This window comes from Mesorhizobium sp. M2A.F.Ca.ET.043.05.1.1, assembly GCF_003952445.1.
GTDB lineage: Bacteria > Pseudomonadota > Alphaproteobacteria > Rhizobiales > Rhizobiaceae > Mesorhizobium.
This window is the reverse complement of the sequence record NZ_CP034446.1, coordinates 3,348,262-3,362,814: the sequence shown is the minus strand read 5'-3', so window position 1 is coordinate 3,362,814 and position 14,553 is coordinate 3,348,262. Positions and strand designations below refer to the sequence as shown.

The 14,553-nt window shown below is 64.4% G+C and carries 15 protein-coding genes; 8 read left to right on the top strand and 7 right to left on the bottom strand.

Features of this window, described 5'->3' with window-relative positions:
* The first annotated feature begins 1 nt into the window (after position 1).
* The 7 genes from EJ069_RS16560 to rnhA all read left to right on the top strand — a co-directional run bounded on the left by EJ069_RS16560 (position 2) and on the right by rnhA (position 5,238).
* Positions 2-883 (top strand): cytochrome c oxidase subunit 3, encoded by an 882-nt coding sequence (locus EJ069_RS16560; protein ID WP_126062210.1) that lies wholly within the window; start codon positions 2-4, stop codon positions 881-883.
* Positions 884-1,020: 137 nt separating this feature from the next.
* On the top strand, positions 1,021-1,527 hold the full coding sequence (locus tag EJ069_RS16555; RefSeq protein WP_126062209.1) for a L,D-transpeptidase family protein: 507 nt from the start codon (positions 1,021-1,023) through the stop codon (positions 1,525-1,527).
* Positions 1,524-1,910 (top strand): DUF983 domain-containing protein, encoded by a 387-nt coding sequence (locus EJ069_RS16550; RefSeq protein WP_112125877.1) that lies wholly within the window; start codon positions 1,524-1,526, stop codon positions 1,908-1,910. The genes EJ069_RS16555 and EJ069_RS16550 overlap by 4 nt, the downstream gene beginning before the upstream one ends.
* Complete coding sequence (locus tag EJ069_RS16545; RefSeq protein ID WP_189476423.1) at positions 1,907-2,662, top strand: SURF1 family protein; 756 nt, start codon at positions 1,907-1,909, stop codon at positions 2,660-2,662. The genes EJ069_RS16550 and EJ069_RS16545 overlap by 4 nt, the downstream gene beginning before the upstream one ends.
* A gap of 75 nt (positions 2,663-2,737) precedes the next feature.
* Positions 2,738-3,742 carry a 4-hydroxy-3-methylbut-2-enyl diphosphate reductase gene (gene ispH / locus EJ069_RS16540; RefSeq protein ID WP_126062208.1) on the top strand — a complete coding sequence of 335 codons (1,005 nt, stop codon included), beginning with the start codon at positions 2,738-2,740 and terminating at the stop codon, positions 3,740-3,742.
* A 6-nt stretch (positions 3,743-3,748) separates the two neighbouring features.
* On the top strand, positions 3,749-4,711 hold the full coding sequence (locus EJ069_RS16535; RefSeq protein WP_126062207.1) for a homoserine kinase: 963 nt from the start codon (positions 3,749-3,751) through the stop codon (positions 4,709-4,711).
* Positions 4,708-5,238, top strand: a complete 531-nt coding sequence (rnhA, locus tag EJ069_RS16530) for a ribonuclease HI (RefSeq protein ID WP_126062206.1) — start codon at positions 4,708-4,710, stop codon at positions 5,236-5,238. Before EJ069_RS16535 ends, rnhA begins: the two co-directional genes overlap by 4 nt.
* A gap of 16 nt (positions 5,239-5,254) precedes the next feature.
* Here the strand turns inward: rnhA and EJ069_RS16525 are convergent, their stop codons facing one another.
* From EJ069_RS16525 to EJ069_RS16510, 3 genes are all read right to left on the bottom strand, one after another.
* Positions 5,255-5,731, bottom strand: a complete 477-nt coding sequence (locus EJ069_RS16525) for a DUF2938 domain-containing protein (protein ID WP_126062205.1) — start codon at positions 5,729-5,731, stop codon at positions 5,255-5,257.
* A gap of 121 nt (positions 5,732-5,852) precedes the next feature.
* Positions 5,853-6,335, bottom strand: coding sequence for a peroxiredoxin (locus tag EJ069_RS16515; protein WP_126062204.1), 483 nt, complete (start codon positions 6,333-6,335; stop codon positions 5,853-5,855).
* Between the two features lie 85 nt (positions 6,336-6,420).
* Positions 6,421-7,227: a protein-disulfide reductase DsbD domain-containing protein gene (locus tag EJ069_RS16510; protein ID WP_126062203.1), complete on the bottom strand. Its 807-nt coding sequence runs from the start codon at positions 7,225-7,227 to the stop codon at positions 6,421-6,423.
* 126 nt (positions 7,228-7,353) lie between these two features.
* On the opposite strand from EJ069_RS16510, the gene EJ069_RS16505 reads away from it, so the two are divergent.
* The gene (locus EJ069_RS16505; protein ID WP_126062202.1) at positions 7,354-7,962 is read left to right on the top strand and encodes a YqgE/AlgH family protein; all 609 of its coding nucleotides are present in this window, start codon (positions 7,354-7,356) and stop codon (positions 7,960-7,962) included.
* Between the two features lie 249 nt (positions 7,963-8,211).
* Here the strand turns inward: EJ069_RS16505 and EJ069_RS16500 are convergent, their stop codons facing one another.
* From EJ069_RS16500 to thrC, 4 genes are all read right to left on the bottom strand, one after another.
* A complete protein-coding gene (locus EJ069_RS16500) occupies positions 8,212-11,100 on the bottom strand; it encodes an EAL domain-containing protein (protein ID WP_126062201.1) in 2,889 nt (962 codons plus the stop codon).
* Between the two features lie 2 nt (positions 11,101-11,102).
* A complete protein-coding gene (locus EJ069_RS16495; RefSeq protein WP_042641788.1) occupies positions 11,103-11,699 on the bottom strand; it encodes a GNAT family protein in 597 nt (198 codons plus the stop codon).
* Between the two features lie 118 nt (positions 11,700-11,817).
* Positions 11,818-13,110, bottom strand: a complete 1,293-nt coding sequence (locus EJ069_RS16490; RefSeq protein WP_126062200.1) for a pitrilysin family protein — start codon at positions 13,108-13,110, stop codon at positions 11,818-11,820.
* A gap of 14 nt (positions 13,111-13,124) precedes the next feature.
* Positions 13,125-14,522: a threonine synthase gene (thrC, locus tag EJ069_RS16485; RefSeq protein ID WP_126062199.1), complete on the bottom strand. Its 1,398-nt coding sequence runs from the start codon at positions 14,520-14,522 to the stop codon at positions 13,125-13,127.
* Positions 14,523-14,553: the final 31 nt, after the last annotated feature.

The window sequence follows — 14,553 nt, the reverse complement described above, 5'->3', positions numbered from 1 at the left end:
TATGGCAGACGCGCACGCAAAACCACACCACGACTACCATCTCGTCAACCCGAGCCCCTGGCCCTTCCTGGGTTCGGTCGGCGCGCTGGTCACCGCCATCGGCGGCGTCTGCCTGATGCAGTATCTGAAGGGCGGCAACTTCCCGGTCTTCGGCCACAACATCGCCAATCCGTGGCTGTTCTTCATCGGCATGATCATCGTGCTCTACACGATGTTCGCCTGGTGGTCGGACACCATCAAGGAAGCGCATGAGGGCTACCACACGCGCGTCGTGTCGCTGCATCTGCGCTACGGCATGATCATGTTCATCGCCTCCGAGGTGATGTTCTTCGTCGCCTGGTTCTGGGCCTTCTTCGACGCCAGCCTGTTCCCCGGCGAGGCGCAACAATACGCCCGCACCGCCTTCACCGGCGGCGTATGGCCGCCGAAGGGCATGGAAGTCCTCGATCCCTTCCACCTGCCGCTCTACAACACCATCATCCTGCTCCTGTCGGGCACGACGGTGACCTGGGCGCACCACGCGCTGCTGCATGGCGACCGCAAGGGCCTGGTCAACGGCCTTGTGCTGACCGTCGGCCTCGGCATGCTGTTCACCATGGTGCAGGCCTACGAGTACATGCACGCGCCCTTCGCGTTCAAGGAATCGATCTATGGCGCCACCTTCTTCATGGCGACCGGCTTCCACGGCTTCCACGTCATCATCGGCACCATCTTCTTGGCTGTCTGCCTGGTGCGCGCCATGCGCGGCGACTTCACGCCGAAGCAGCATTTCGGCTTCGAGGCGGCCGCCTGGTACTGGCACTTCGTCGACGTGGTCTGGCTGTTCCTGTTCAGCGCCATCTATGTCTGGGCCTCGAACGGCGCGCTGATCGAAGGCCACTGATAGAGGGCAATTCCGGGAAAGCGCGTAGCGATCTTTCCGGAATTTGCTTTCAGCAGTTTTTCAGGAGTTTTGAAGGTGGTCGCGGCAACGCGACCGCCTTTCTTCTTTTCGGCGCAATGGCCGCCCATCGGTGAGCGATGTGGGTGAAGATTCCTCTGGCCATCGCCGCGTGTCTGATCGGGACGACTCCGCTGCTTGAACGCAATGTGTTGTCGCAGCAGAAGGTTGATTTGGTGCGCGTCGAGAAGTCAAACCGGCAATTGCAACTGATCGGCGGCGATAAGATCCTGCGCAGCTACAGGATCGCGCTAGGCGGAGATCCGGTTGGTCAAAAGCATCGGGAAGGCGATGAGCGAACGCCGGAGGGTCGATACATGCTCGACTGGCGCAATCCCAACAGCGTCGCCCACAAGTCGATCCACATCTCCTATCCCAACGCCGATGACATGGCGGCGGCAAAGGCGCTCGGCGTCGAACCAGGCGGCGCGATCATGATCCATGGCCAGCCGAACGGTTTCGGCTGGCTGGGCCGGCTGCTTCAAATGGTCGACTGGACCGACGGCTGTATTGCGGTTACGAACGCCGATATGGATGAAATCTGGACTATGGTGGCCGATGGCACACCGATCGAGATCATGAAATGAGCGAAGACAAGGCGATCTGGCCACCCATCGATCCGATCTCGGCCGGCCTGCATGGCCGCTGCCCGCGCTGCGGCGAAGGCAAGCTGTTCTCGGGCTTCCTCACCGTCGGCAAGCGCTGCTACAATTGCGGGCTCGACTATTCCTTCGCCGATGCTGGCGATGGGCCGGCGGTGTTCGTCATCCTGATCATCGGCTTCCTCGTCGTCGGCCTCGCGCTCTGGATGGAGGTGACGTTCAGCCCGCCGCTCTGGCTGCACTTCATCCTATGGATACCGCTGGCGCTGGTGCTCTGCCTGACGGCGCTGCGCCTGATCAAGGGCGTGCTGATCACCTTGCAGTACTCGAAGAAAGCCTCCGAGGGCAGGCTGGAATCCCACGAATGACCGAGGCGACCGCTTCGGCGGCCGGCCGTTCGCGGCCGCGTTCGGCGTTGCTTATCGGCCTCGGCCTTGTCCTGTTCGCCATCCTGATCGGGCTCGGCACCTGGCAGGTCCAGCGCCTGCACTGGAAGGAAGACCTGCTTGCGACCATCGACAAGCGGACGCATTCGGTGCCGTTGCCACTGGCCGACGTCGAGAGAGAATTCGCCGCCTCCTATGATGTCGATTACACCCCGGTGACGGTGACGGGCACCTTCCTGCACCAGGGCGAGCGGCATTTCTTTTCCACCTGGGAAGGCGAAAGCGGCTTCAACGTCTACACGCCCCTGCAACTCGACGACGGTCGCTTCGTGCTCGTCAACCGCGGCTTCGTCCCCTATGACCTCAAGGATCCGGCCAGGCGCCGACAGGGCGAGGTCGCCGGCAAGGTGACGGTGACCGGGCTTGCGCGCAATCCGTTGCTCGCAAAACCGTCGATGATGCTTCCCGACAATGACGTCGCCAAGAACATCTTCTACTGGAAGGACCGCGATGTCATGGCGGCCACCGCCGGCCTGCCGGCCGGGTTCGTGCTGGTGCCGTTCTTCATCGATGCCGACAAAACGCCGAATCCCGGCGGCCTGCCCGTCGGTGGCGTCACCATCATCGATCTGCCCAACAATCACCTGCAATATGCGGTCACCTGGTATGGCTTGGCCGCGGCTCTCGCCGCCGTGCTGATTCTGAGGCTGCGCCGCCCGACGAAGGAAGCGTGAAGCCCGCGCTCTTGACAGGGCAGGGGTGCGCACCTCATTTCGCGTCCAGTACGACGACTTAACCGGCCAGAATTCATGATTGAGAAAAAGCCACCGCTCACGATCAGGCTCTGCCAGCCGCGCGGCTTCTGCGCCGGCGTCGACCGCGCCATCCAGATCGTGGTGCTGGCGCTGAAGAAATACGGCGCGCCGGTCTATGTCCGCCACGAGATCGTGCACAACCGCTACGTCGTCGAAGGGCTGCAGAGCCTCGGCGCCGTCTTCATCGAGGAACTGTCCGAGATTCCTCCGGAGCATCGCCAGTCGCCCGTGGTCTTTTCCGCGCATGGCGTGCCGAAATCGGTGCCGGCCGATGCCGAGGCGCGCAATCTCTTCTACCTCGACGCCACCTGCCCGCTGGTCTCCAAGGTGCACAAGCAGGCGATGCGCCACCAGCGGCTCGGCCGCCATGTGCTTCTGATCGGCCACGCCGGTCACCCGGAAGTGATCGGCACGATGGGCCAGTTGCCGGAAGGCGCCGTGACGCTGATCGAGACCGAGGCCGACGCCGCGCGCTTCGTGCCCGTCGACGCCTCGGCGCTGGGCTTCGTCACCCAGACGACCTTGTCGGTCGAGGACACCGCCGGCATCATCCGGGCTCTGCAGGAGCGGTTTCCCGAACTGCACGCGGCCGCGGCCGAATCGATCTGCTATGCCACCACCAACCGCCAGGAAGCGGTGAAGGAGACGGCCGCCGGCGCCGATCTTTTCCTCATCGTCGGCGCGCCCAATTCGTCCAACTCGCGTCGTCTTGTCGAAGTGGCGGAGCGCGCGGGCGCGACCATGTCGCTTCTCGTGCAGCGCGCCGCCGAGATTCCATGGGATGAGATCGCCGGGATCAGGACACTTGGCCTGTCGGCCGGCGCCTCGGCGCCGGAGATCATCGTCGACGAGATCATCGACGCGTTCCGGCAGCGCTTCGACGTCACCATCGGCCTGGCGATAACGGCCACGGAAACGGAGGATTTTCCGGTGATGCGGGTGCTGCGCGATGTCGAACTGACGGCGGCCGATATGGCCTTCGTCAATGGAGCGGCGTGAAACAGGATGGCCGTCTACACCGACGTCAACGAAGGCGAACTGACCGCATTCCTCAAAGCCTATCCGGTGGGGGAATTGCTCTCCTACAAGGGCATCGCCGAGGGCACCGAGAATTCCAATTTCCTGGTCCACGCCTCGACCGGCTCCTACATCCTGACGCTCTATGAGAAGCGCGTCGACAAGGCCGACCTGCCGTTCTTCCTCGGCCTGATGGGCCATCTTGCCCGGAAGGGCATTTCCTGCCCGCTGCCGGTCACGGCGCATGACGGCACCGTCATCGGCACGCTCGCCGGCCGGCCTGCCGTCATCATCACCTTCCTCGAAGGCCTGTCGCTCAGGCGCCCGACCGCCGCGCATTGCGCGGAAGTGGGCAAGGCGCTCGCCAGCCTCCATATTGCCGGCCAGGATTTTCAGATGAGAAGGCCGAACGCGCTGGCGATCGACGGCTGGCGCAAGCTCTGGGCGGCCTCGCGCGGCCGCGCCGACGAGGTCGAGCCGGGCCTGGCGGCGGAGGTCGACGCCGACTTCGCCGATTTCGAGCGCAACTGGCCGAACGGCCTGCCGCAAGGCATCATCCACGCCGACCTGTTCCCGGACAATGTCTTCTTCCTCGGCGAGAAGCTGTCCGGGCTGATCGACTTCTATTTCGCCTGCGACGATCTCTACGCGTACGACGTCGCCACCTGCCTCAACGCCTGGTGCTTCGAGAAGGATTTTTCCTTCAACCTGACCAAGGGTACGGCGCTGCTCGCCGGTTATCAGTCGGTGCGGCCGCTTGGAAACGACGAGAAGGCGGCTATGCCGATGCTGGCGCGCGGCTCGGCGCTGCGCTTCATGCTGACCCGCCTCTATGACTGGCTGACCATCCCGGATGGCGGACTGGTGATGAAGCGCGACCCGACCGAATATATCCGCCGCATGCGCTTCCACCGCGCGATCAGGTCGCCATCCGAATACGGGCTGACATGAACAAAAAGATCGAGATCTTCACCGACGGCGCCTGCTCGGGCAATCCCGGGCCGGGCGGCTGGGGCGCCGTACTGCGCTACAACGGCGTCACCAAGGAACTGTCCGGCGGCGAGGCCGAGACCACCAACAACCGCATGGAACTGCTGGCCGCCATCACCGCGCTCAATGCGCTGAAGGAACCTTGCACGGTCGACCTCTACACCGACAGCAAATACGTCATGGACGGCATCTCCAAATGGATCCATGGCTGGAAGAAGAACGGCTGGAAGACCGGCGACAGGAAGCCGGTCAAGAATGGCGAGCTCTGGCAGGCGCTCGACGAGGCCAACCGGCGCCACAAGGTCACCTGGAACTGGGTAAAGGGCCATGCCGGCCATCCGGAAAACGAACGCGCCGACGAACTGGCCCGGCAAGGCATGGCGCCGTTCAAGCCGAAGCTGGCAAGGCCTGCGCCGGTTGGGGCAGCGCCACAGAAAGCCGCTCCAACCGGCAAACGCGCCCCCCGGCGCTTTACGCAGAGCTACTGACGCGAGACTTCTACAGCTAACGGATCAGCAGCGCCGTCGAGAACATGCCGAGCGCGAACACCGTATGCGCCACGAGGTTCAGCGCGCGCACCTTCGTCGGGTTGGGGAGTTTGGACGCCGCCCAGCCGGCGCCCATGCCTGGCGCCAGCAGGAACCAGCCGGCTCCAACCGTGACGATGCCGAGGATGAAGGCGGGCAGGAAGGTCGGCGCGGCCAGCCAACCCGCGCCGGCGAGCACGATCAGGACCACGCCGTAAAGGATGCCGACGAGGTAGTGGAACGCCCAGCCGAGCGCTTTTTCATGCGCATAGGGCGCGGCCTTGCCGATATCGTCGTGGAAAACCCTCTCTGGCAGGTGCCGCACCCAGCGCCCGACCATGCCCCAGTTGGGCAAGGGCTGGCCGATCGCCTTGTTGAGAATGATCGCCCAGATATCCATGAACACGGTGGCGCCGATGCCGATCGCCACCGCGCGCCAGGCGATGTCGAGCATCAGAGCATGATCCCGAACCGGAGGTCAGCGCACGCAAAAAGTGGGAACCGGTTTTCGGACAAGATCATGCTCCAGCAAAGAGTGGGATCAGGATGGCGGGTCAACGAAACGTCATCCTGATCTAGAGCTGCCCGAGGATATGAGCGGCGCCGCTCTCGTCGACGCCCGGCTTGGTTTCGACATTGAGTGCCACGACCTTGCCGTCGTCGACGATCATCGAGAAGCGCTTCGAGCGCAGGCCCATGCCGGCAGCGGAAAGATCGTTGTCGAGCCCGACCGACTTGGCGAAATCGCCGCTGCCGTCGGCGAGGTAGAGGATCTTGCCTTCGCCGCCGGTGAAGTTCGCCCAGGCGCCCATGACGTGGACGTCGTTGACCGAAACCACGGCGATCGTGTCGACGCCGCGCGCCAGGATGGCGTCATGGTTCTCGAGATAGCCGGGCAAATGGTTGTTGCTGCAGGTCGGCGTGAAAGCGCCGGGGACGCCGAACAGCACCACCTTCTTGCCGGCGAAGATCTCGTCGCCGGTGATCGGCTTGGCGCCGTCGGCGGTCATCACCTTGAAGTTCGATGCGGGCAGTTTTTCGCCAACCGAAATGGTCATGGGTTCCTCGCTTGGGAGATGGGGAAGGTCGATGCCTTCGATATCGGACCGGACGATTTCCCGCAACCATTGCGCCAATGCTGGATCAAGGGAAAGGCAGCAACCCGTCCACCGAACCTTCGGCGCTGGTCAGCGTGTAATACAGCCCGCCATCGCTCGGCGTTGCCGATGGCCGGTCGAGGATCGGCACGGTGAAGACGAGCTTGCCGTCCTTCTGGCTGCGCACCGGCGCGCCGAACATGTAGTCGCGCTCGCCGGCGATGAAGAAGTCGACGGATTCCGGATCCCCGGGCGACTGTGCCTGGACGACAAGGGTTTCGTGGTCGCCGGGCAGCACGCTGATGCCGAAATCGGGCCGGGCCGGGGAGGGCAGCGTCGCAAGCGCGGTTTTGACCAATGCCGCGTCGGTCGCGTTGTCGGGATCGGAACCGGGATCGACGCTGAGCCGGGTCTGCACCGGAATGCAGATCGTCTCGCAGATGCCGAGGAAGACATGGGCGTCGATCGTCGCAGGTTGGCCGGGCGAAGACACCGTGAAGGTCACCGGCAGCGACACCGGACGATCATAGCCGGCCCATTTGCCGTAGCCGTCGTCATGCCGCTGCGGCGGCGGGAACGACAATTGCGCGTCGGCGATGTTGGTGCTGCCGGATATGTCGAGCTGCGGCGGCACGCCGGCATCGCCCGGATCCCGCCAGTAGGTCTTCCAGCCCGGCTTCAGCGCGATGTCGAGCACGCCGCGGATCTTGCCGGCCTCATCGGGCTTGCCGGTGGTCACCAGCCGGACCTTGCCGCCCTCCGAATTGTACCAGATCGAGGAAGAGGCCTCGGCCGGGAGGCCCGTAGCCCATCCGAAAACGATCCCGAGAACCAGTATCTTCATGTATCGCATGGCGGTGATTTGACCGTCCGTTCTTGGCCGCGCAATGGCCTCGTCGCTCTCCCGGTATCATATTTGCGTGACATCGGGGACTGACACCATCTTTTCGGCGCAGCCGAAACGCGTTACGCTCAACCCATGGACTTGCTGCGCCACAAGAAGGCGGCCGCCGGACGCGGCTTCCTCGACGACCAGTTCCTGATTGCCATGCCTGGCATGAAGGACGACCGCTTCGCGCGCTCCGTCATCTACATCTGCGCCCACAGCGACGAGGGCGCGATGGGGCTGATCATCAACCAGACGCAGCAGATGCTGTTTCCGGACCTGCTGGTGCAGCTCGGCATCATGAACGAGCAGGAAGCGATCCGACTGCCGGCGCATACGCGCGATTTCGTCGTGCGCAATGGCGGGCCGGTCGACCGCAGCCGCGGCTTCGTGCTGCACTCTGGCGACTATCGCGTGGAATCCTCGCTCAACGTTTCCGACGATATCTGCCTGACCGCGACCGTCGACATCCTGCGCGCCATCTCTACGGGGCGCGGCCCCCGCCATGCGCTGATGGCGCTCGGCTATGCCGGCTGGGGCGCCGGCCAGCTCGAGACGGAGATCGCCGAGAATGGCTGGCTCACTTGCCCTGCGACGCAGGAACTTCTGTTCGACGCCGATATCGAGCGCAAATACGACCGTATCCTGGCCTCGATCGGCATCGACCTCGCCCATCTGAGCGCCGCCGCCGGGCACGCATGATCCTCGCGACTACCGCGAACGCCCGCGCCTTCGTCATCCTAGGGCGAAGCAGGAGCGTAGCTCCGTCGCGAAGACCCTAGGATCCATTCCGTTACATCTACCGTAGGTGCAGCGGCGCAGAATTCTGCACCGTTTTCAACGCCTTAGCGTCACGGCATGGATCCTAGGGTCTGCGCCGCGTCGCTGCGCTCCTTGCTCCGCCCTAGGGTGACGAACCGAGAGGCGCGCCAATCGCCGAAGCGGTGGCCTCTAAGCCTGGGTCAGCGGATACTGCTCCCTCAGCGTCTTCAGCACCTGGTCGCCGGGCATCGGCGCGCCGAACATGAAGCTCTGGACATATTCGCAGCCCATCTGGCGGAGTTCCAGCGCGTCGCTTTCGTCCGAGATGCCTTCGGCGACCACCGACAGCCCCAGCTCATGCGCCATGTTGACCATGGATTTGAGCAGCACGGCGCGCTTCGGCGTGGCGTCGTCAACAAAGCTCTTGTCGATCTTGATCGTGTCGAAGGGGAAGCGTGTCAGGTAGGAGAGCGAGGAATAGCCGGTGCCGAAATCGTCGAGCGACAGCCCGATGCCGAGCTGTTTCAGCTTGGTCAGCACATGCGCGGTCTGCTCGGGATTGTCCATCACCAGGGATTCGGTGAGCTCGAGCCGGAAGCAGCGCGGCTTCAGATTGGCCCGCGCGATGACGGAGCGGACGTCGCTCACCAGGTCGCGGCGGATCAGCTGGCGGCTGGAGAGGTTGACCGACACCGACAGTGGCGCGTCGCCGATCTGCTTCTGCCAGCCCGCGAGGTCCTCGGCCGCCTGCTGCATGGCGAACAGGCCAAGCTGCACGATCAGCCCGCAATTCTCGGCCACCGGGATGAAATCTCCCGGCGGGATCATGCCGCGGCGCGGGTGGTCCCACCGCAGCAGCGCCTCGAAGCCGGCGACGCTGCCGTCCTCCAGCCGCACGATCGGCTGGTAGGCAAGCGTGAACTCGCGCCGCTCGATGGCGCGGCGAAGGTCGGATTCGAACTGCAGGCGATCAGTGCCGACGGTGCGGAAGGCGGGCCGGAACGGCTCGATCCTGTCGCCGCCGAAACGCTTGGCCTGGTGCATGGCAAGCTCGGCGTCCTTGACCATGTCCTCGGCGGAAGTTTGCGCCGTCGTCCAGGTGATCAGGCCGATCGAGGCGGTGAGCACGATCTCGCGCTTGGCGAAGGTGATCGGATTGTTGATCGCGTGCTTGATGGCATCTGCCAGGGCCGCGATGCGGGCAGGGTCCTGCTCGGAAAGCAGCATCAGCGCGAACTGGTCGCCGGCAAACCGCGACAGCGAATCCTTCGGCTTCAAGAGCCGGTGCAGCCGGCGCGCGACGGTGAGCAGAATGGTGTCGCCGGCGGAAATGCCGAGGCCGTCATTGACCTGCTTGAAACGGTCGATGTCGATGATGAAGACCGTCGGGCGCACCTTGTCCTCGGTGCGGGCGATCGAGATGATCGCTTCCAGCCGGTTCATGAACAATTCGCGGTTCGGCAGGCCGGTGAGGTTGTCGTGGACGGCGTCGTGCAGCAGCCTTTCCTCGGATTTCTTCTGCTCGGTGACGTCGACCATGGTGCCTACGCAGCGGATCACCTCGCCGTCGGAACCGATCACCGGCCGGGCGCGCAGCGAGAACCAGTGATAGTGGCCGTCGGCGCCGCGCAGGCGGAAATTCTGCGCCACCTTGCCGCGGCGGTGCTCCAGCACCACGTCGAGCGTGGTGCGGAATGTGTCGCGATCGTCGGCATGCAGCACCGGCAGCCAGTTGCGGGCGGCACCGCCCAGGCTGTTCGGCGCAAGGCCGAGCTGCAGACTGATGTCGGGCTTGGTCACCACGCGGTCGCGCAGCACGTCCCAGTCCCAGACGATGTCGCCCGAGCCGGCGACGGCCAGCGCCTGCCGCTCGAGATCGGAGAACAGGCCCTGGTGCAGCGCGCCGCCGGCGAAAGCATGCTGCATGACGGTGAAGCCGATCAAGAGGATGATCAGGATCAGGCCGCCGCCCAGAGCCGGCTGGGCGATGTCGTTGTCCAGCATGCCGGTGATGGCCATCCACGATCCGCATAGCCAGAGCAGCACCATCACCCAGCTCGGCACCAGCATGATCGCGCGGTCATAGCCGCGGATGCCGAGGAAGATGATGAGGCCCAGGCCGGTGAGCGCGGTAGCGGCGAAGGAGATGCGGGCGATGCCGGCGGCGACCGCGGGATCGACGATGGCGACGCCGGCGATCAGAAGCAGCCCGAGGATCCAGACCAGCGCGCCATAGCTGAAATGGCCGTGCCACCGGTTGAGGTTGAGATAGGCGAACAGGAACACCACGAAGGTTCCGGCAAGCGCCACCTCCGTGCCGGCTCGCCATATCTGCTCGTTGCCGGGCGATATCTCGATGATCTTGTTGAGGAAGCCGAAGTCGACGCAGATATAGGCCAGCACCGCCCAGGCGAGCGCCGCCGTTGCCGGAAACATCGAGGTTCCCTTGACCACGAACAGGATCGTCAGGAACAGCGCCAGGAGGCCTGAGATGCCGATGACGATGCCGCGGAACAGCGTGTAGGAATTGACCGAGTCCTTGTAGGAATCCGGCTCCCAGAGATAGACCTGCGGCAGTTTCGGCGAGGCGAGCTCGGCGATGAAGGTCACCACCGTTCCGGGGTTCAGCGTCACGCGGAACACGTCGGCGTCGGGGCTTGTCTGGCGGTCGAGCGCGAAGCCCTCGCTGGGCGTGATCGCGGCGATGCGCGTCGAGCCGAGGTCGGGCCAGAAGATGCCGGAGTTCACCAGGCGGAAATGCGGCGCGACGATCAGCCGGTCGAGCTGCTGGTCGGTGGTGTTGGCCAGCGCGAAGACGGCCCAGTCGCCGCTGGAGCGGGCGTCATTGGCCTCCACCTCGATGCGCCGCACGATGCCGTCGGGGCCTGGCGCGGTCGAGACCTGGAAGTTCTCGCCCTGGTTCCGGTAGATTTGCACGGCACCGGAAAGGTCAAGCGCCTTGTCGTCGCGCGCGATCTTGATCGGCTCGACGGCGAAAGCCGGCGTGGCCGCAAAAAACGTGACGACGACCGCCAGGATAAGGGCGAACAGCGACGCTAATCGCGAAAAATTCGTCACATTCAGCCCTTCGTTCCATCACCCGGCGGATCGTCCGCGATCCGGGCGTAGAGGTAGTGATCCTGCCAGATGCCGTTGATCCTGAGATAGGATCGGAGAAGTCCTTCGCGCCGGAATCCGGCTTTTTCAAGCACGCGGATCGACCGGGCGTTTTCGGGAATACAGGCAGCCTCGATCCGGTGCAACCTCAGCGTATCGAAGGCGAAACGTGACACCAGCTTGACCGCCTCGGTCATCAGGCCGCGGCTGCCGAAGCGTTCGCCGATCCAGTAGCCGATATGGCCGCTCTGCGCGACACCGTGGCGGATGTTGCCGAGCGTGATGCCGCCGGCAAGCTTGCCGCTCGATTTCTCGAAGATGAAGAAGGCGATGGCCGTGCCCTGCGCGTAATCCTCGCGGTAGCGGCTGATGCGCAGCCGCCAGGCGGTGCGGTCGAGCTCGTCCGGCTGCCAGCGCGGCTCCCAGGGTTCGAGGAAGGCGCGGCTTTCGCCGCGCACCGTCGACCATTCGCGATAGTCGTTGGTCAGAGGCACGCGCAGCGTGACCTTTTCGCCCTTCAATGCCGGCAGGTCGCGGCGAAAGAAAGGGAGCGCGAACACGGCTCTGGAACTAAGCAGATATTCGTGGGATGCCCCACGAATATCTGCCTAGATTCCCTGGTTTCTCGCAGGTTTTGATCGCAAAACCGTGGGACACTTTTGCGAAACCTGCTTAGGGCTAGACGGCGAGCCGGCGGGCCGTCGTCTGCGGACCCGCAAGCGATTCGAGGATCGCCTCGTAGGGCGCAAGCGTGCCCACGGGGCCGACCGCGGTGAGCGTCGGCTTGGTCGAGAACAGCCGCGAGGAGAGATCGGTCAGCCGCTCGACGGTCAGCGCCGAAAGCCGCTCCATCAATTCCTCCTTGGCGATCGGCCGGCCGAACAGGAGCATCTGCCTGGCGATCTGAGATGCGCGGCTGGCCGGGCTTTCGGCCGACATGATGAGGCCGGCGCGATATTGCGCGCGCGCCCGGTCGAGCTCTTCCTGCTGGATGCTCTGGCCGGCCTTCTGCAATTCGTCGATGATCACCGGCACCAGCTTGGCAATGTCGCTCTGCCCGGTGGCGGCGTGCACGCCGAAGATGCCGGTGTCGGAAAAACCCCAGTGGAAGGCATAGACCGAGTAGCAGAGGCCGCGCTTCTCGCGCACTTCCTGGAACAGCCTGGACGACATGCCGCCGCCCAGGATCATCGACAGCACCTGCGAGGCGTAGAAGTCGCGCACATGATAGGCGCGGCCTTCGAAGCCGAGCACGATCTGCGCGTCCATCAGGTCGCGGTCCTCGCGGAAGTCGCCGCCGACATATTGCGCGTATTGCGGGATATTACCCGCCGCCTTGGCGCGAAAGCCGCCGAGCTTCTTCTCGACCTCGCGCACGAAATTGTCGTGCTTGATGTCGCCGGCCGCCACGAGGACCATGCGCTCGGCATCGTATTGCCGCTCGATGAAGTCGTGCAGCTGTCCGGAAGTGAAGGATTTGACCGTCTCCGGCGTGCCCAGGATCGAGCGGCCGATGGTCTGATGCCGGAAGGCGGTTTCGGTGAAGCGGTCGAAGACGATGTCGTCGGGCGTGTCGTGCGCGGCCCCGATCTCCTGCAGGATCACATGCTGCTCCCGCTCCAGCTCGTCGGGATCGAATTCGGATTCCTGCAGGATGTCGGCCAGGATATCGACCGCCAGCGGCACGTCGTCGGAAAGCACCCTGGCATAATAGGAGGTCGTCTCGACGCTGGTGGCGGCGTTGATCTCGCCTCCGACATTCTCGATTTCCGAGGCGATCTGGAAGGCGCTGCGGCGCTTCGTGCCCTTGAACGCCATGTGCTCGAGCAGATGGGCCATGCCATGCTCTTCGTCGCGCTCGTTGCGGGCGCCGGACTTCACCCAGGCCCCTAGGGCAACCGATTCGATGCTTGGAAGGGTTTCGGTGGCGACTGTCAGGCCGTTCGACAGACGGCTTACCTCAACACCCATATGGCAAGTACTCCCTAACGCGCCGCCCGCGAGTGGCGGTTCACGTAATCTTCCACCATTTTCAAGTCGGATGGAAGTATCGTGTATTTTTCGTCGGCTGTCATCAAGCCGCCTAGCCATGCGGGCAGGGCAGGGGTGACGCCGCTCGCTGCCTCGACCGCGGCCGGGAATTTCGCCGGATGCGCGGTGCCGAGCACCACCATGGGCACCGGGCCGGAGGCATGGGCGGCTGCGACATGAACGGCGGCGGCCGTATGCGGGTCGAGCAGGTAGTTGCTTTTCTCGAGCGTCGCGCGGATGGTGGCGGCGACCTCGTCCACCGTGGCGCGGCCGGCGTCGAACTCGGCGCGGATGCGCTCAAGTTCGCCTTCCTCGATGGTGAAGGCGCCGGACTGCTTCAGCCCGTTCATGTAGCGGCGCACCGTTTCGGCGTCGCGGCCAGCCGCCTCGAACAGCAGGCGCTCGAAATTCGACGACACCTGGATGTCCATCGACGGCGAGGTCGTGGCGAACACGCCCCTGGTCCGGTATTCGCCGCTCGCCAGCGTGCGCGCCAGGATGTCGTTGTCGTTGGTGGCGATGATCAGCCGCTCGATAGGCAGGCCCATGCGCTTGGCGGCATAACCGGCAAAGATGTCGCCGAAATTGCCGGTCGGCACGGTGAAGGAAACCGGCCGGTCCGGCGCGCCGAGCGACAGGGCCGACGAGAAATAATAGACGATCTGGGCCATGATGCGGGCCCAGTTGATCGAATTGACGCCCGACAGCGACACCCTGTCGCGGAAAGCGTGGTCGTTGAACATGTCCTTCACCAGGCCCTGGCAGTCGTCGAAATTGCCTTCGACCGACAGCGCATGGACGTTGGCAGCGCTCAACGTCGTCATCTGCCGCTGCTGCACCGGCGAGACCTTCCCATGCGGGAAAAGAATGAAGATGTCGGTGCGGTCGCGGCCGGCGAAGGCGTCGATCGCGGCGCCCCCGGTGTCGCCCGAAGTCGCGCCGACGATGGTGGCGCGCTGGCCGCGCTCGGAAAGCACGTGATCCATCAGCCGCGCCAGCAACTGCATCGCCACGTCCTTGAAGGCCAGCGTCGGGCCGTGGAACAGCTCGAGGATGAAGGTGTTCTTGCCGGTCTGCACAAGCGGGCACACGGCTTCATGCCGGAAAGTCGCGTAGGCCTCGCGCACCAGCCGCTCGAAGACGGGCGCCGCGATCTCGCCGCCGAGGAAGGGCGTCAGCACACGGATGGCAAGGTCGGGATAGGCAAGCCCGCGCATGGCGCGGATGTCGGCGGGCGAAAACCGCGGCCATTCGCTGGGCACGTAAAGCCCGCCGTCGCGCGCCAGCCCGGCCAGCACCGCGTCTGAAAATCCAAGCGCGGGCGCATCGCCGCGGGTACTCACATATTGCATCGTAAAAGGCCCATTGCTGCCGCTCGCGTCA

Coding starts and splice junctions, on each gene's coding strand:
- EJ069_RS16560 (WP_126062210.1), top strand. CDS start 2: ATGGCAGACGCGCACGCAAAACCACACCACGACTACCATCTCGTCAAC.
- EJ069_RS16555 (WP_126062209.1), top strand. CDS start 1,021: ATGTGGGTGAAGATTCCTCTGGCCATCGCCGCGTGTCTGATCGGGACG.
- EJ069_RS16550 (WP_112125877.1), top strand. CDS start 1,524: ATGAGCGAAGACAAGGCGATCTGGCCACCCATCGATCCGATCTCGGCC.
- EJ069_RS16545 (WP_189476423.1), top strand. CDS start 1,907: ATGACCGAGGCGACCGCTTCGGCGGCCGGCCGTTCGCGGCCGCGTTCG.
- ispH (WP_126062208.1), top strand. CDS start 2,738: ATGATTGAGAAAAAGCCACCGCTCACGATCAGGCTCTGCCAGCCGCGC.
- EJ069_RS16535 (WP_126062207.1), top strand. CDS start 3,749: ATGGCCGTCTACACCGACGTCAACGAAGGCGAACTGACCGCATTCCTC.
- rnhA (WP_126062206.1), top strand. CDS start 4,708: ATGAACAAAAAGATCGAGATCTTCACCGACGGCGCCTGCTCGGGCAAT.
- EJ069_RS16525 (WP_126062205.1), bottom strand. CDS start 5,731: ATGCTCGACATCGCCTGGCGCGCGGTGGCGATCGGCATCGGCGCCACC.
- EJ069_RS16515 (WP_126062204.1), bottom strand. CDS start 6,335: ATGACCATTTCGGTTGGCGAAAAACTGCCCGCATCGAACTTCAAGGTG.
- EJ069_RS16510 (WP_126062203.1), bottom strand. CDS start 7,227: ATGCGATACATGAAGATACTGGTTCTCGGGATCGTTTTCGGATGGGCT.
- EJ069_RS16505 (WP_126062202.1), top strand. CDS start 7,354: ATGGACTTGCTGCGCCACAAGAAGGCGGCCGCCGGACGCGGCTTCCTC.
- EJ069_RS16490 (WP_126062200.1), bottom strand. CDS start 13,110: ATGGGTGTTGAGGTAAGCCGTCTGTCGAACGGCCTGACAGTCGCCACC.
- thrC (WP_126062199.1), bottom strand. CDS start 14,522: ATGCAATATGTGAGTACCCGCGGCGATGCGCCCGCGCTTGGATTTTCA.